The sequence below is a fragment of the Streptococcus tangpeifui genome (genome assembly GCF_044503215.1).
GTDB classification, from domain to species: domain Bacteria; phylum Bacillota; class Bacilli; order Lactobacillales; family Streptococcaceae; genus Streptococcus; species Streptococcus tangpeifui.
Genome location: NZ_CP172427.1, coordinates 1954234 through 1969564, shown reverse-complemented (window position 1 = coordinate 1969564; position 15331 = coordinate 1954234). Strand labels below are relative to the sequence as shown.

Annotated in this window: 17 protein-coding genes and 1 tRNA gene; 16 read left to right on the top strand and 2 right to left on the bottom strand. The window is 42.5% G+C overall.

Annotation, left to right across the window (positions count from 1 at the left end):
- Positions 1-12 precede the first annotated feature (12 nt).
- The 4 genes from ACFSN5_RS09085 to brpA all read left to right on the top strand — a co-directional run bounded on the left by ACFSN5_RS09085 (position 13) and on the right by brpA (position 3709).
- A complete protein-coding gene (locus ACFSN5_RS09085) occupies positions 13-1431 on the top strand; it encodes an NCS2 family permease (RefSeq protein ID WP_165213202.1) in 1419 nt (472 codons plus the stop codon).
- Between the two features lie 100 nt (positions 1432-1531).
- On the top strand, positions 1532-1972 hold the full coding sequence (tsaE, locus tag ACFSN5_RS09080; RefSeq protein WP_165213212.1) for a tRNA (adenosine(37)-N6)-threonylcarbamoyltransferase complex ATPase subunit type 1 TsaE: 441 nt from the start codon (positions 1532-1534) through the stop codon (positions 1970-1972).
- Positions 1965-2477, top strand: coding sequence for a GNAT family N-acetyltransferase (locus ACFSN5_RS09075; protein ID WP_165213214.1), 513 nt, complete (start codon positions 1965-1967; stop codon positions 2475-2477). Before tsaE ends, ACFSN5_RS09075 begins: the two co-directional genes overlap by 8 nt.
- A gap of 8 nt (positions 2478-2485) precedes the next feature.
- On the top strand, positions 2486-3709 hold the full coding sequence (gene brpA, locus ACFSN5_RS09070; protein ID WP_398600687.1) for a glycopolymer--peptidoglycan transferase LytR: 1224 nt from the start codon (positions 2486-2488) through the stop codon (positions 3707-3709).
- Between the two features lie 348 nt (positions 3710-4057).
- On the opposite strand, the gene ACFSN5_RS09065 is transcribed toward brpA, so the two are convergent.
- Together ACFSN5_RS09065 and ACFSN5_RS09060 are read right to left on the bottom strand one after the other, a co-directional pair.
- A complete protein-coding gene (locus ACFSN5_RS09065; RefSeq protein WP_165213218.1) occupies positions 4058-4360 on the bottom strand; it encodes a hypothetical protein in 303 nt (100 codons plus the stop codon).
- The gene (locus ACFSN5_RS09060; RefSeq protein WP_165213220.1) at positions 4357-4776 is read right to left on the bottom strand and encodes an HIT family protein; all 420 of its coding nucleotides are present in this window, start codon (positions 4774-4776) and stop codon (positions 4357-4359) included. Before ACFSN5_RS09060 ends, ACFSN5_RS09065 begins: the two co-directional genes overlap by 4 nt.
- Positions 4777-4876: 100 nt before the next feature.
- Here ACFSN5_RS09060 and ACFSN5_RS09055 point away from each other — a divergent pair, with 100 nt between their 5' ends.
- From ACFSN5_RS09055 to ACFSN5_RS09000, 12 genes are all read left to right on the top strand, one after another.
- On the top strand, positions 4877-5602 hold the full coding sequence (locus tag ACFSN5_RS09055) for an ABC transporter ATP-binding protein (protein WP_165213222.1): 726 nt from the start codon (positions 4877-4879) through the stop codon (positions 5600-5602).
- A gap of 1 nt (position 5603) precedes the next feature.
- A complete protein-coding gene (locus ACFSN5_RS09050; RefSeq protein WP_165213224.1) occupies positions 5604-6650 on the top strand; it encodes an ABC transporter permease in 1047 nt (348 codons plus the stop codon).
- A gap of 118 nt (positions 6651-6768) precedes the next feature.
- Positions 6769-7575 (top strand): cell cycle regulator CcrZ, encoded by an 807-nt coding sequence (gene ccrZ / locus ACFSN5_RS09045; RefSeq protein ID WP_398600683.1) that lies wholly within the window; start codon positions 6769-6771, stop codon positions 7573-7575.
- Positions 7576-8211 carry a tRNA (guanosine(46)-N7)-methyltransferase TrmB gene (gene trmB, locus ACFSN5_RS09040; protein WP_165213228.1) on the top strand — a complete coding sequence of 212 codons (636 nt, stop codon included), beginning with the start codon at positions 7576-7578 and terminating at the stop codon, positions 8209-8211.
- A gap of 166 nt (positions 8212-8377) precedes the next feature.
- Positions 8378-8464: transfer RNA gene (locus tag ACFSN5_RS09035), tRNA-Ser, on the top strand.
- Positions 8465-8711: 247 nt separating this feature from the next.
- A complete protein-coding gene (rimP, locus tag ACFSN5_RS09030; RefSeq protein WP_165213260.1) occupies positions 8712-9188 on the top strand; it encodes a ribosome maturation factor RimP in 477 nt (158 codons plus the stop codon).
- A gap of 164 nt (positions 9189-9352) precedes the next feature.
- The gene (gene nusA, locus ACFSN5_RS09025; protein WP_398600680.1) at positions 9353-10585 is read left to right on the top strand and encodes a transcription termination factor NusA; all 1233 of its coding nucleotides are present in this window, start codon (positions 9353-9355) and stop codon (positions 10583-10585) included.
- A gap of 20 nt (positions 10586-10605) precedes the next feature.
- On the top strand, positions 10606-10902 hold the full coding sequence (rnpM, locus tag ACFSN5_RS09020; protein WP_165213232.1) for an RNase P modulator RnpM: 297 nt from the start codon (positions 10606-10608) through the stop codon (positions 10900-10902).
- The gene (locus tag ACFSN5_RS09015; protein WP_398600678.1) at positions 10895-11197 is read left to right on the top strand and encodes a YlxQ-related RNA-binding protein; all 303 of its coding nucleotides are present in this window, start codon (positions 10895-10897) and stop codon (positions 11195-11197) included. The genes rnpM and ACFSN5_RS09015 overlap by 8 nt, the downstream gene beginning before the upstream one ends.
- A gap of 19 nt (positions 11198-11216) precedes the next feature.
- A complete protein-coding gene (infB, locus tag ACFSN5_RS09010; RefSeq protein ID WP_398600676.1) occupies positions 11217-13964 on the top strand; it encodes a translation initiation factor IF-2 in 2748 nt (915 codons plus the stop codon).
- A gap of 35 nt (positions 13965-13999) precedes the next feature.
- Complete coding sequence (gene rbfA / locus ACFSN5_RS09005; RefSeq protein WP_165213238.1) at positions 14000-14353, top strand: 30S ribosome-binding factor RbfA; 354 nt, start codon at positions 14000-14002, stop codon at positions 14351-14353.
- 395 nt (positions 14354-14748) lie between these two features.
- On the top strand, positions 14749-15297 hold the full coding sequence (locus ACFSN5_RS09000; RefSeq protein ID WP_165213240.1) for a nucleotidyltransferase family protein: 549 nt from the start codon (positions 14749-14751) through the stop codon (positions 15295-15297).
- Positions 15298-15331 lie beyond the last annotated feature (34 nt).

The window sequence follows — 15331 nt, the reverse complement described above, 5'->3', positions numbered from 1 at the left end:
AGTAGATTTCCAATGGAAAAATTTTTCAAATTGAAAGAGCACGGAACAGATATTCGTACAGAGATTATGGCAGGTTTAACGACCTTCTTTGCCATGTCCTATATTCTCTTTGTCAATCCAGCTATTCTGAGCCAAACTGGTATGCCGGCTCAGGGTGTTTTCTTAGCTACCATTATTGGGGCTATCGCTGGTACTCTCATGATGGCTCTCTATGCTAATCTGCCTTACGCTCAAGCGCCAGGTATGGGGCTCAATGCCTTCTTTACCTATACGGTTGTCTTTTCATTGGGCTATACCTGGCAGCAAGGTTTGGCCATGGTCTTCTTGTGTGGTGTTATTTCCCTTATTATCACTCTAACTAAGGTTCGCAAGATGATCATTGAGTCCATTCCTTCCTCGCTAAAATCTGCTATTTCAGCAGGTATCGGAATTTTCTTGGCTTATGTTGGGATTAAGAATGCTGGTTTGATCCAATTTGCTATCGACCCGGGTAAGTACACTGCGACTGGCTCCTTGAAAGGGGCACAGGCTTCAATCACTGCTAACTCAGCGGCTACACCAAGCCTGGTCCACTTTGATAATCCAGCTGTCATTTTGGCTTTGATTGGTTTAGCGATTACTATTATCTTTATCGTTAAAGGGATGAAGGGTGGTGTCATTATTTCCATCGCCTTAACCACTGTCGTTGGGATTTTTATGGGGGTGGTTGATTTGAATGCCATCAGCTGGAAAACAACTAATCTTGGCGCATCTTTCCATGATTTTAAAACACTTTTTGGCGCTGCTCTAGGCAGTAAAGGTTTGGGTTCCTTGTTTGCGGTACCAGCTAAAATTCCTGGCGTCTTGATGACCATCTTGGCCTTCTCCTTGACTGATATTTTTGATACTATCGGAACTTTGATTGGTACAGGTGAAAAGGTTGGTATCATTGCTACAACTGGAGAAACTCATGAGTCGGCTGGTCTGGACCGGGCTCTCTATTCTGACCTAGTTGGGACTTCTGTCGGTGCCATCGCTGGGACTTCAAACGTTACAACCTATGTTGAATCTGCTGCTGGTATCGGAGCAGGTGGACGAACCGGAATGACTGCACTTGTTGTAGCGGTGTTCTTTGGTATTTCAAGTGTTTTCAGTCCATTAGTTTCCATCGTACCAACACAGGCGACAGCCCCTGTTCTCATTATAGTTGGGATTATGATGCTGTCCAATCTCAAAAATATCAACTGGGAAGATTTGGCTGAAGCAGTACCGGCTTTCTTCACTTCAGTTTTCATGGGCTTTGCCTATAGTATTACTTACGGTATCGCAGCTGGTTTCATTACTTATACTTTGGTCAAAATTATCAAGGGGCAAGCCAAAGATATTCATCTAATCTTATGGATTTTAGATATCCTCTTTATCCTTGACTTTATCAGTTTAGCTCTGCTATAATTCATCAAAAAAGGCTACTGTGATAGCCTTTTTAGCTATTTTTAAAAGGAAATACTGGTAAACAATTGGAAGGCTGAGGCATTTTTGATATAATACCTTTATGTTTTATAGTCATAATGAAGCCGAGCTAATGGCTATTGGTTCTAGGATAGGGCAATCTTTGCAAGCGCAGGATGTCCTTATTTTGACCGGAGATCTGGGTGCTGGAAAAACAACTATCACTAAGGGAATTGCTAAAGCTCTAGGAATTTCACAGATGATTAAGAGTCCCACCTATACGATTATTAGAGAATATGAAGGAAATTTGCCTCTCTATCACTTGGATGTTTACCGTATCGGTGATGACCCAGATTCGATTGACCTAGATGATTTTCTCTTTGGTGATGGCGTCACCGTTATTGAATGGGGGGAGCTTTTGGCTGAAAATTTACCGAGTGATTACTTGGAGGTTATCATTGATAAATCCAGTGATGGCCGGCAGGTTGCTTTTAAGGCTAAGGGAAAGCGCTCAAAAGAACTTTTGGAGTCTATTAATGGTTGAAAGAGAGGTGCTTTTTGAAGAAGCTCAGTCTGGCGATGCTGCTCAATTAGTTGATTTTTTAGCTCAGGTCACAGCTGAAACGGATTTGATTAGTCAAACGGCTCCAGCCCTAACTGAAGCTGAAATGATAAATTTTCTGCTCAAGCAGGCAGAAAATCAGAAAGCCATCTGCCTTTTAGCTAAACTAGATTCACAGGTGATTGGCACTTTAAATGTAGTTGCTTACCAAAAAAATGACAGTTGGCTTGGCGACCTTTTCTTAGTTGTTGGTCAGGCCTATCGGGGTTACGGTATCGGTCAAACGCTCTTAGAGATGGCCCTAGATTGGGCAGAAACTATGCAGACTTTAGATAGTCTGGTACTAACGGTTCAAGTTCGCAATAAAAGGGCTCTTCATATTTACCAGAAGTTTGGCTTTAACATTGACAGTCTTCAACCATCTGCTTTAGTGGGTAAAGAGAATAATACGCTTGATGTCTACACTATGTCTAGATCAATAAAGTAAGGACTTATATGAAACTTGGAAGAAAAATACTTTTGATGTTGTTAACAATTTTTGTAACAACCTTTGTCGCAGTGCTTGTCTATACAGGAAATGCCCTTAATTTTTCCAATAACCAGTTGGGAAAAACCTTCAAGCAATTTGGGAAAAATAGTTCTGCTATTGAGCAAACTAAGCCTTTTTCAATTCTCTTAATGGGGGTTGATACTGGCGATAATCAACGTAAAGAGACTTGGGAAGGAAACAGTGATACCATGATTTTGGTCACAGTCAATCCCAAGACCAATCAGACGACCATGACCAGCTTGGAGCGGGATGTTCTGGTTAACCTAGCAGATGACTCTAGCCAAGAAGAGCAGGCAAAGCTGAATGCGGCCTATGCTAACGGTGGTACCAAGGAGGCCTTATCGGTTATCAGTGGCCTCCTTGATATTGATATTGATTACTATATGCAGGTCAACATGCAGGGCTTAGTTGACTTAGTGGATGCTGTTGGCGGCATTAAGGTTACCAATAATTTTGATTTTCCTATCTCAATTGAAGAGAATGAACCTGAGTACACAGCGAAGGTTGAGCCTGGAACCCATCATATTAACGGTCATCAGGCTTTAGTTTATGCCCGAATGCGATACGATGATCCTGAAGGGGATTATGGTCGGCAGAAGCGTCAGCGTGAAGTTATTCAGAAAGTAGTGTCTAAATTGTTAGACATGGGAAGCAGTGTAGGTAACTATCAAAAGATTCTTAAGGCGGTCAGCAAAAATATGCAGACTGACATTGACCTATCAACGGATAATTTGGGTAATCTCTTGGGCTACAAAGATGCTATTGGGCATGTTAAGACCTATCAACTTAAAGGAACGGATGCTATGATCAATGGTGGTTCTTACCAGTTGGCAGATGTGAAAGGTATTCTTAAGATTCAAAATCGCATTAAAAAACAGTTAGGCCGAAAAGAAGGAACTAAGGAAACCCTGAAGACCAATGCGATTCTCTACGAGACCATCTATGGCGAAGGCTATTCGGATGTTTCTGGTGGTTCAGAAACGAGTGACTACAGCAGTGGTTACAGTAGCTATGATTCGGGAGCAGCTGGCGGGAACAATGGTGCTGTCGATGGCTATAGTGACAGCGGTGCTGGGGGCAATACTGGTGGTTACGCTCCAGCGCCGTCTGGCGGCTCTGGTACAGCCGGCGGTAATGATGTCTATAATAGCGGTACGGCTAGCTATTAAGACTCTTTGGTGTCGGATACATCATTGATTGGGTAATTGCTCTACCAAAGTTCAGCCTGCATGTTGTCACGGTACGATTCGTAGCGCTCGATGTTATTGTGGTAGGTGAGTTAGTGAGGACCTTAGTTAGATCCAGCAGCGGATTTAACTAAGGCTCCGACTTATCTATTTTTGAATTTCTTTGGATATAAACGAATAAAAGGCAGCTCGATCGAGCTGCCTTTTTGTGCACAATAGGGAAAATGAGAATACGTCCCAGATAAGAATTACCAAGCACTGCGCCAAACTTTCTATCTAAAATAATAGTTAACATGAGGCGGGAATTTTAGGTCTTCTGTCAGAACACCATTAAACTTGGTCTTGACCAGACCGCCAGCTTTCCATTCTTTGATTGATTTCATTGAGACGGGCTTGAGCTTCCTTGTTAATGAGCTTGAATTTATAGGTCAAGTCCTTCTTATAGTCATGGATTAAATTAGCTTGCTGGGCAATGATTTGCAGCTGATCTTGGATAATTTCAGAATCCACCTGAGCTCTGTCAAATGCTGTTAGGGTTTCTGCAAAGTCTGCCCTGATTTTGTCTCGATTTTGATAGGCTTTGTAGCTGGCAAAGGCTGCAAGGCCAAGCATAGCTATATGGGTGATTTTCATGCTTGCACCTCTTTTGCAATATCTTGAGCCAAGCGACCGAGAGCATCGAAGTCAGGTTCGTGTTCGGTAAATGTGATAGCAATTTCATCTTGACTGCTGTAACGGGGGATGATATGGATATGGGCGTGGAAGACGCTTTGACCAGCAATCTCTTCATTGTTGTTGAGAATATTGAGCCCCTTAGCCCCAGTCGCTGCCTTGACTGCTCGAGCTAGTTTAGGTAGACGGGCAAAAACATTAGCTGCAGTCTGGTCAGACATTTCTAACACATTGCGAACGTGCTCCTTGGGAATAACCAAAGTATGCCCCTTAGTCGTTTGAGAAATATCCAAGAAGGCTAGAACTTTATCGTCTTCATAGACCTTTGATGAGGGAATCTCTCCGGCGATGATTTTACAAAAAATACAATCAGACATGTTTTTCCTCCGCTTTTCTATCGGCTTCAAAAGGGGATAAACCCCAAAGGTTATCAAGTTTTTGATATAATGATTATATCAAAATTTAGAAGAGAACGTTATGTTAAAAATAGACAAAATGACAGGGGGCTACCGCAATATCCCTGTCTTAAAAGAGATTTCTTTTGAGGTTCCTGATGGTCAATTGGTCGGTCTTATTGGCCTTAATGGGGCCGGAAAATCAACGACTATCAAGGAAATTATCGGCCTTCTGACCCCTTATCAGGGAATTATTACTATTGATGACCTCAGCTTAGCTCAGGATAAGGAGGCCTATCGGAAAAAGATTGGCTTTATCCCTGAAACGCCCAGCCTCTACGAAGAACTGACCCTAAAAGAGCACCTAGAAACGGTGGCTATGGCTTACGATATTCCACTTGATAAGGCATTGGATAGGGCTCAAAAGCTCCTCAAAATCTTTCGTTTGGATGATAAATTGGACTGGTTCCCAGTTAATTTTTCTAAGGGAATGAAACAGAAAGTCATGATTATCTGTGCCTTTATCGTGGAGCCTAGGCTCTTGATTGTAGATGAGCCTTTCTTAGGATTAGATCCGGTTGCCATCAATGATTTGATTGATCTTTTAGAGGAGGAAAAAGCTAAGGGTGCTTCCATCCTCATGTCCACGCACGTTTTGGATTCGGCTGAAAAGATGTGCGATAGCTTTATCATCCTCCACCAAGGAAGAATTAGGGCTCAGGGGACTTTGGAGGATTTACGAGCTAACTTTAGTCAAGCAGATGCCAGCCTCAATGACATCTACATGGCTTTGACAAAAGAGGTCTAATATGAAAGAAGTATTTGCCAAACGTCGCTTCGACTTCAATCAGCAGTGCCTTAAGTACCTTCGTTATGTCCTCAATGACCATTTTGTTTTGGTACTAATTTTTCTTTTGGGCTTCATCCTCTATCAATATAGCAATTTACTTAAGCATTTTCCCAAAAATCATTGGCCTATCATCGCTGGCTTGATAATAGTCAGCTTAATCTTGCTCTGGTTGGGACGTGTTGCAACTTATTTAGAGCCAGCTGATCAGGTTTTCTTATTAACTCAGGAAGATGACTTAATTGCCCAAATCAAGCAGGCCAGATGGCGTAGTTTTCTGGTTTGGGGAAGTCTGCAAACCTTCTTCTTGCTGATTCTAGCTCCTCTCTTTTTGGTCTTAGGTTTGTCGAAACTAGGCTTTGTAACTCTGTTGGTGATGATGCTGGTCATCAAGGGAACCCTAGTCCTTTTTAAAAGTCGAAAACTCCTTGTGGGAGAAAAATTAAATTGGGAAGAAACCTTAGCTCAAGAACAGGGACGAAAACAAGCCATTCTAAAATTTTATTCTCTTTTTACTAATGTTAAGGGAATTTCCAGTCAAACAAAGCGGCGGGCCTACTTGGATTTCTTCCTAGCTGGTCTGGCGAAGAGACAGTCTAAGCTCTGGTCCAATCTTTATCTGCGGGCCTATTTACGCAGTGGAGATTATCTGGCCTTAACCTTGCGGCTCTTGTTTCTCAGCCTGCTCAGTTTGGTTTTCGTCAAGGCGAAGTTGGTTGCTCTGGCCTTGACCCTGATTTTTAATTATCTCCTGCTCTTTCAACTGCTGGCCTTGGCCAAGCATTATGATTATCAATATTTAACTCATCTCTTCCCTTTAGGAACGAGCTTGAAAAAGATCAATCTCAAGCAGGTGCTGCGTGGAATTCTCTATGGTCTGGTTCTGCTTGAAGGGACTGCCTTGCTCATTTTTGCCTTTTCATGGCAGAATATGGGCCTCCTGCTAGGAATCAGCCTCCTGCTGGTTGAGGTCTACCTGCCTTATAAGTTGAATAAATTATTTGCTTGAGTGAGCCTAAAAACAGTCTTGCTTAATATTGACTAGGCTGGATAAAACCAGTAAAATAAGAGAGCAATTAATAGCCCCCACTAACCTAGTGGCAGGGGATCCTAGATAAAGAAAATACATGGAGGAAAGAAATTTGGCTACAACTGATTCAGATTTAACGCTAAAACCCTTGCGGGGCAAGAGCGGTAAGGCCTATGTGGGAACCTATCCCAACGGCGACCGAGTTTTTGTCAAAATGAATACGACCCCGATTCTGGCTGCCTTAGCCAAAGAACAAATCGCTCCTCAGCTCCTTTGGGCTAAACGTATGTCTAATGGAGATGTCATGAGTGCTCAAGAATGGCTCAATGGTCGAATTCTCAATAAGCAGGATATGACTAGCAAACAAATCATTCAAATTCTTCTGCGAATGCACCGCTCGAGGACTCTAGTTAACCAGCTCATGCAGCTCAACTACCGGATCGAAAAGCCTTATGATTTGGTTGTGGACTGGGAAAATAGTGTTCCTGAGCAATTGCGAGCCAACTCCTTCTTGCAATCTATTGCCAAGGAATTGAAAGATAATCTGCCGGAATTTGACCAAGACAAGGCTACGATTGTCCACGGTGATTTGCGCCACAGCAATTGGGTCATCACAACTAGCGGTCTAATCTATTTGGTAGACTGGGACTCCGTTCGCTTGACCGACCGCATGTATGATGTGGCTTATATGCTCAGCCACTACATTCCTTATACACACTGGAATGAATGGCTGAGCTATTATGGGTACAAGACCAATGATTTGGTTATGGCAAAGGTGGCTTGGTTTGGCCAACTGTCCTACCTGACCCAAATTCTTAAATGTTACGATGAAAATGATATGGAACACGTTAATCAGGAAATTTATGATTTGCGGAAGTTCCGTGATGTTCTTGGAAAGAATTAGATGCGAGTTAGAAGACGTAAAGGTGCCGAAGAGCATCTAGCCAATCACCCTCATTACGTGATTGTAAATCCCGAGAATGCCAAAGGAAAATGGCAGGAAATTTTTGGCAATGATAAGCCGATTCATATTGAAGTTGGTTCTGGTAAAGGGGCCTTCATTACAGGAATGGCCTTACAGAACCCTGATATCAACTATATCGGGATTGACATTCAAGTTTCAGTACTCAGCTATGCTTTGGACAAGGTGCTGGCTAGTGGAGCAGAAAATATTCGCCTCCTGCAAGTTGATGGTTCCAGCTTGACAAATTATTTTACAGATGGGGAGATTGACTTACTCTATCTTAATTTCTCAGACCCTTGGCCTAAGAAAAAGCATGCCAAGCGCCGTCTGACCTATAAGACCTTCTTAGATACCTACAAACAGATTTTGCCTGAACATGGTGAGATTCACTTCAAAACCGATAACCGTGGTCTCTTTGAATACAGCTTAGCCAGTTTCTCTCAATATGGTATGGTCCTTAAACAGGTTTGGCTGGACCTCCATGCCAGTGATTTTCAAAACAATGTCATGACAGAGTATGAAAAGAAATTTTCCACCAAAGGTCAGGTTATCTATCGGGTAGAGGCGAGATTTTAGATTTGTAATTGCGGTGATAAGTTCGGTAGTCGGTTGAGCTACCAAGGCTTAGCTTCAGAAATTAAGAAGCATTTCTTAAAGATGTTTATCCAGAGTTTAATGAAAAAAAATCATTTTGAAAAATTGTTAATTCATGTTATAATGTCACTCGTGTGGCATTTATTACGGAGAGGTCGCATAGTGGCCGAGTGCGCACGCTTGGAAAGCGTGTAGTCCTTAACGGGGCTCGGGGGTTCGAATCCCCTCCTCTCCTTAGAGACAAAGGCAGGTTGGCGAAGAAATATTTCTGTGGGGAATAAGAAACTTAACCATATTGGAAAGGTGACTTTCTCCCAAAAATCGCTAAAAAGCAACTAATCCCTTGCAATTAGAGGATTGATGTGCTACACTATAGAAAATAATACAGAAAGGGGCGGAGTTGAATGACTTCGCCTCTTAGCTATGTATAGACCTTTGTTGGTATTATTTTAAGTAAAAACTAGAAAGTAGAGGTAGTTGCTATCGCTAATCAAACGCTTATTGATACAGTTACTCAGGTCGTTGCTCCTGCTATTCCAGAGCCTTTCGAATTGGTTGATGTAGTGTATGAAAAGATGGGGGCTGATTATGTTTTGTCCATTCTGGTGGATAAGCCAGAAGGGATTACGGTAGATGATACCGCTGAGCTGACAGATATCATCAGTCCGCTCTTAGATACCATCAAGCCTGACCCCTTTCCAAGCCAGTATATGCTGGAAATTTCTAGCCCTGGTTTAGAACGGCCTCTGAAAACGGCCGAAAGTCTCAAGGCAGCTATCGGTTCCTACGTCAATGTCAGCCTGTACAAAGCCATTGATAAGGTCAAAGTTTTTGAGGGAGAGCTGCTAGATTTTGATGGTCAAAATTTAACTCTGGAATATCTGGATAAGACTCGCAAAAGGCAAGTAGAAATCCCTTACTCGACAGTTGCTAAAGCTCGTTTGGCTGTTAAGCTTTAGTCGGATTGATCAGGAACGAGTCAGCTGACCTACAAGCTTTCTAGTGAGTCTGGATACAGCCAAGTCAAGATAGTTTATCATTTTTGGATGTTCCAAAAATCCAAGTGCGTATTGAAAAACATAGAAAGGATAGAAGTTCCGCCGATCGGCGGATAAAAACACTTATGAGCAAAGAAATGCTAGAAGCCTTCCGTGTTCTGGAAGAAGAAAAACATATCGACAAAAACGACATTATTGATGCAGTGACTGAGTCACTTAAATCTGCTTACAAACGTCGCTATGGTCAATCTGACAGTTGTGAGGTCGAATTTAATGAGAAGACAGGGGATTTTCAAGTCTATAGCGTGCGTGAAGTTGTCGAAGAAGTTTTTGACAGCCGTCTGGAAATCAGCCTAGTGGATGCCCTCAAGATCAGTTCAGCTTATGAGCTGGGTGACAAGATTCGTTTTGAAGAATCCGTTAAAGAATTCGGTCGTGTCGCTGCCCAATCTGCTAAGCAAACCATCATGGAAAAAATGCGCCGTCAGATGCGGGAAATCACCTACAATGAGTACAAAGAGCATGAAGGTGAAATCATGACTGGAACGGTTGAACGTTTCGATCAACGCTTCATCTATGTCAACCTAGGCTCGATAGAAGCCCAGCTGTCTCATCAAGACCAAATTCCTGGCGAGACATTCAAATCCCATGATCGTATTGAAGTCTATGTTTACAAGGTGGAAAACAATCCTCGCGGTGTCAATGTTTTCGTTAGTCGGAGCCATCCGCAATTCATCAAACGTATCATGGAGCAAGAAATTCCTGAAGTTTTTGATGGTACTGTTGAAATCATGAGTGTCTCTCGGGAAGCTGGGGATCGCACCAAAGTTGCGGTTCGCAGTCACAACCCTAATGTGGATGCTATCGGAACGATCGTTGGTCGCGGCGGTGCTAATATCAAGAAAGTTGTCAGCAAGTTCCATCCAGTTCGCCTAGATCCTAAGTCAGGTTTAGCTGTTCCTGTCGAAGAAAATATCGACGTTATTCAATGGGAAGAAGATCCAGCTGAATTTATCTATAATGCAATTGCGCCAGCGGAAGTAGATTATGTTATCTTCGATGATGAAAATAGCAAGCACGCTACGGTGGTTGTTCCAGACAACAAACTGTCATTGGCAATCGGCCGTCGTGGTCAAAATGTTCGTCTAGCCGCTCACCTGACTGGTTATCGTATCGATATTAAGTCAGCGACAGAATACGAAGCGGCCATGGAAGCAGAAGAAGCTTATGAAACTGAGGCTGATGACTTGGTGGAAGATACAAATTTGGAAACAGTTGACCAAGTACAAGCAGAAGAAGTTGCTCGGGCTAACCTTGATGCTGAACTGACCCAAGCTGAGTCAGCAGAAGCAGAATAAGAAGTTAAGGAAGGTGTTTTATGGCTAAAACAAGAAAAATACCTTTAAGAAAATCAGTTGTTTCAGGTCAAGTGATTGACAAGAGAGATCTCCTTAGAATTGTTAAAAATAAGGAAGGTCAAGTTTTCATTGATCCAACAGGTAAGCAAAACGGTCGAGGAGCCTATATCAAACTAGATAATGAGGAAGCCCAGTTGGCCAAGAAAAAGCGGGTTTTTAACCATAGTTTTTCTATGACTATTCCCGAAGAATTCTACGATGAATTGATTGCTTATGTGGATCACAAGGTCAAAAGGAGAGAGTTGGGCCTTGACTAGTTTAGAGAAATTATCAAATCTATTGGGTCTAGCTCAGCGAGCCGGAGCACTTATCTCTGGTGAAGGCTTGGTCATCAAGGCTATCCAGAAGCATCAGACCAGATTAGTTTTTCTGGCAAATGATGCTGCTCCAAATTTGACCAAAAAAGTAACTGATAAATGTCAATATTATGATATAGAAGTCTCCACAGTGTTTTCATCACTGGAATTAAGCGTTGCCATCGGTCGCTCCAGAAAAGTTTTGGCCGTGACTGACGCTGGATTTGCAAAGAAAATGAGGACTCTTATGAACTAAAAGAATAGGAGGACATGATTTGTCTAAGAAAAGATTGTACGAAATTGCCAAAGAACTCGGCAAACCAAGTAAAGATGTGGTGGAAAAGGCTAAGAGTTTAGGTTTGGATGTTAAGAGCCACGCTTCTAGCGTAGAAGATACCGATGCCAAACGCATTGTCAGTAGTTTTTCATCGGCTGCCAAGCCCCAAGCCCCAAAAGCAGTAACGCCAAAGGCTGACCAAGCTGACAGTAAGGTTACGGCTAAGTCGAATCAATCAGCTAAGTCTGAAGCAGAAGCTAAGCCAGCTCAAGGGACCAAACCAGCCTCAGAAAAAGCTGCTCAGGTTAAACCAACTGCCAAGTCAAAGCCCAAAATTCGTAATTTTAAAGCAGAACGTGAAGCTAAGGCTAAGGCAGAAGCAGAGCGTCGACAAAATCAAGGAAACAAAGGTAAGCAGAATAGCCGTGGTGATCGTCGCAATAATGATCGCCGTCGTGATCGCGACAATCGTTCAGGTAATCGTAATGATCAAAGAAACAATCGCAATCAGACCAATCAAGGCCCACGGATTGATTTCAAAGCTAGAGCTGCTGCGCTTAAGGCCGAACAAAATGCAGAATATTCGCGCCAAAGTGAAGTTCGTTTCCGCCAAGAGCAAGAAAATAAGGCAGCGATGGCGCGCCAACAAGAAGAAGCTCGTAAAAATAAACGAACAGCCCAAGATCAAGTTCAGGATCAGCCTGCTAAACCAACTCAAGTGGCCCCTGCTCCAGCAGCAGTCGCTTCTAAGCCAGCCCCAGCTAAGGATACTCGCCGCAAGAAATCCAATCGTTCAGACAAATCACGTGACTTTTCACATAAGAATGAAGATGGACCAAAACAAAGCAGAAATAAGAAGTGGAATAATCAAAATCAAGTGAGAAATCAAAGAAATAGTAATTGGAATCATAAGAAGAAAAAAGGGAAGAATAACCGCAATAAGGATGTGGCTCCAAAGCCAGTCACCGAGCGTAAATTCCATGAGTTGCCTAAGGAATTTGAATATACTGAAGGTATGACAGTTGCAGATATCGCAAAACGTATCAAACGCGAACCTGCTGAAATTGTTAAAAAGCTCTTTATGATGGGCGTAATGGCCACACAAAATCAATCCTTGGATGCAGAAACAATTGAGCTTTTGATGGTAGATTATGGTATCGAGCCTAAGAAAAAGGTTGAAGTTGACGATGCCGACATCGAGCGTTTCTTTGTCGATGATGACTATCTCAATGAAGACCAGTTAGTTGAACGGGCTCCAGTTGTAACAATTATGGGACACGTTGACCATGGTAAAACAACCTTACTGGATACCCTGCGCAATTCTCGTGTTGCTACGGGTGAAGCTGGTGGTATTACCCAACATATCGGGGCTTATCAGATTGATGCCAACGGTAAGAAGATCACCTTCCTAGATACTCCAGGACACGCGGCCTTTACTTCAATGCGTGCGCGTGGTGCCTCTGTTACTGATATCACGATCTTGATCGTCGCTGCGGATGATGGGGTTATGCCACAGACCATCGAAGCTATCAATCACTCCAAGGCTGCTGGCGTCCCAATTATTGTAGCCATCAATAAGATTGATAAGCCAGGAGCCAATCCTGAACGAGTTATCGGTGAATTGGCCGAACATGGGGTTATCTCGACAGCTTGGGGCGGTGAGTCAGAATTCGTTGAAATTTCGGCTAAATTTGGTCAAAATATTGATGAGCTCTTAGAAACTGTCCTTCTGGTTGCAGAATTGGAAGAGCTCAAGGCAGATCCAACCGTTCGTGCTATCGGTACCGTTATTGAAGCCCGTCTGGATAAAGGAAAAGGTGCTGTGGCTACCCTCTTGGTTCAACAAGGAACGCTGCACGTCCAAGATCCAATCGTTGCGGGCAATACCTTTGGCCGAGTTCGTGCTATGGCTAATGATTTGGGGCGCCGTGTTAAGACTGCCTTGCCATCTACGCCAGTTTCTATCACTGGGCTTAATGAAGCGCCTATGGCTGGTGATCATTTCGCCGTCTATGAAGACGAAAAAGCTGCTCGGGCAGCTGGTGAAGAACGGGCTAAACGGGCTCTACTCAAACAACGTCAAGTTAATCATCGCGTCAGCTTAGAAAATCTCTTTGATACTCTGAAAGATAGTGAAGTTAAGTCTGTTAATGTGATTATCAAGGCTGATGTGCAAGGTTCTGTTGAAGCCTTAGCTACCTCTCTTCAAAAGATTGAAGTGGAAGGTGCCAAAGTTACCATCGTTCACTCGGCTGTCGGTGCCATCAATGAATCTGATATTACTCTGGCTGAGGCTTCTGATGCGGTTGTTATTGGTTTCAATGTTCGCCCTACTCCGCAGGCTCGTGCTCAAGCTGAAAGTGATGAAGTTGAAATTCGTCTTCACAGCATTATCTATAAGGTTATCGAAGAAATTGAAGATGCCATGAAGGGTATGCTGGATCCTGAATACGAAGAAAAAATCATGGGTGAGGCTATTATCCGTGAAACATTCAAAGTATCTAAGGTCGGTACTATCGGTGGATTCATGGTTACCAGTGGTAAAGTCACTCGTGACTCTAGCGTCCGAGTTATTCGTGATGGTGTTGTTATCTACGATGGGAAGTTAGCCAGCTTGCGTCACTTCAAAGATGATGTCAAAGAAATTGGTAACGCTCAAGAAGGCGGTCTCATGATTGAAGGCTATAATGATATTAAAGTGGATGATACTATTGAAGCCTATATCATGGAAGAAATTGAGCGCTAAGCCTCTTGCTATACGAAGAAAGAAGGAGTGAGCGCATGGCCAATTCATTTCGTACCGATCGGGTTGGAATGGAGATTAAGCGGGAAGTCAATGAAATTCTGCAAAAGAAGGTTCGTGATCCCCGTGTCTCTGGTGTAACCATCACCGATGTCCAAATGCTAGGAGACTTATCCATGGCTAAGGTCTACTACACCATTATGAGTGACCTAGCTTCGGATAATCAAAAAGCCCAAACGGGTCTAGAAAAGGCCAAGGGAACTATTAAACGGGAACTTGGTAAGAATCTCCAAATGTATAAAATTCCAGATTTAACTTTCATCAAAGATGAATCTATTGCCTATGGTAATAAGATTGACCAGATGTTGCGCGATTTGGAAAGTAAGAAATAAATAGTTAGAGACTGAGAGAGACAGCCAATTCGCTATAGTGGTTGGCAGTAGTTATGAATGTGGGGCATTGAGACAAAAAATCTTGCTGTAGCTTAATGAAACTGCGCAGGGGATAGCAATCTATTTCCATTCGAACCTTAAAATGGAAGTGCGAAGAAAAATGAAGTCGCTATTTTATGGTGGATTTACCGATTTCTGTCCAACTCTCATAAAACCATTTTCATTGTGAGATCATTTATCAGCAATTCCTGTCTCTTGATACAAAAATCAAAAAACGAGCAAAATTAGAATTTTCAGCATTAGAAAACTAACTTTGTTCGTTTTTTTGTGCTGTTATCAGTCTTTTATTTTATACTTGTATTCAGTAGCCAATTGAGGATAGGTAGGAGAATAGAATGGATATAAAGGAGTTATTTGAAAGAGATTCGGATATCGTGAGAATTTTAACGATCATAGATCAGCTGGGACTTTCAGATGCATGGCTGGCAGCAGGAACCTTACGAAATTTTGTCTGGAACAAATTATCTGGTTATCCAGCTTTTGATAAAGAGACAGATGTTGATGTTGTTTTCTTTGATCAGACTATAACCTATGAAGAGACATTAGAAATAGAAAAGCGACTCCGCAAAGAGCATCCAACTTATAATTGGGAGCTGAGAAATCAAGCAGTTATGCATAGCCATAGTCCTAACACTCGCCCCTATACTAGTTCCAAAGATGCCATTAGCAAATATCCTGAGAGATGCACAGCAATTGGGGCTAGGCTTGACAACGACCAACACATAGAATTATTTTTGCCCTATGGGATAGAGGATATTCTATCTTTTAAGATTAGACCCACCCCTCATTTTCAAATAGATAAAGATAGAATGACTGTTTATCATGACCGTTTAGCTCAGAAAAATTGGCAATCTAAGTGGCCACAGTTAAAAATTGAAAACTGACCGTTAGGGAACCCAGATAACTTATTTCTTGCAG

What these genes read in the sequence shown, in the direction of transcription:
- ccrZ (WP_398600683.1), top strand. Translation starts at nt 6,769, where the DNA reads ATGGAGGAAAGAAATTTGGCTACAACTGATTCAGATTTAACGCTAAAA.
- tsaE (WP_165213212.1), top strand. Translation starts at nt 1,532, where the DNA reads ATGTTTTATAGTCATAATGAAGCCGAGCTAATGGCTATTGGTTCTAGG.
- trmB (WP_165213228.1), top strand. Translation starts at nt 7,576, where the DNA reads ATGCGAGTTAGAAGACGTAAAGGTGCCGAAGAGCATCTAGCCAATCAC.
- ACFSN5_RS09000 (WP_165213240.1), top strand. Translation starts at nt 14,749, where the DNA reads ATGGATATAAAGGAGTTATTTGAAAGAGATTCGGATATCGTGAGAATT.
- nusA (WP_398600680.1), top strand. Translation starts at nt 9,353, where the DNA reads ATGAGCAAAGAAATGCTAGAAGCCTTCCGTGTTCTGGAAGAAGAAAAA.
- ACFSN5_RS09050 (WP_165213224.1), top strand. Translation starts at nt 5,604, where the DNA reads ATGAAAGAAGTATTTGCCAAACGTCGCTTCGACTTCAATCAGCAGTGC.
- brpA (WP_398600687.1), top strand. Translation starts at nt 2,486, where the DNA reads ATGAAACTTGGAAGAAAAATACTTTTGATGTTGTTAACAATTTTTGTA.
- rbfA (WP_165213238.1), top strand. Translation starts at nt 14,000, where the DNA reads ATGGCCAATTCATTTCGTACCGATCGGGTTGGAATGGAGATTAAGCGG.
- ACFSN5_RS09085 (WP_165213202.1), top strand. Translation starts at nt 13, where the DNA reads ATGGAAAAATTTTTCAAATTGAAAGAGCACGGAACAGATATTCGTACA.
- ACFSN5_RS09075 (WP_165213214.1), top strand. Translation starts at nt 1,965, where the DNA reads ATGGTTGAAAGAGAGGTGCTTTTTGAAGAAGCTCAGTCTGGCGATGCT.
- ACFSN5_RS09060 (WP_165213220.1), bottom strand. Translation starts at nt 4,776, where the DNA reads ATGTCTGATTGTATTTTTTGTAAAATCATCGCCGGAGAGATTCCCTCA.
- ACFSN5_RS09065 (WP_165213218.1), bottom strand. Translation starts at nt 4,360, where the DNA reads ATGAAAATCACCCATATAGCTATGCTTGGCCTTGCAGCCTTTGCCAGC.
- ACFSN5_RS09055 (WP_165213222.1), top strand. Translation starts at nt 4,877, where the DNA reads ATGTTAAAAATAGACAAAATGACAGGGGGCTACCGCAATATCCCTGTC.
- rnpM (WP_165213232.1), top strand. Translation starts at nt 10,606, where the DNA reads ATGGCTAAAACAAGAAAAATACCTTTAAGAAAATCAGTTGTTTCAGGT.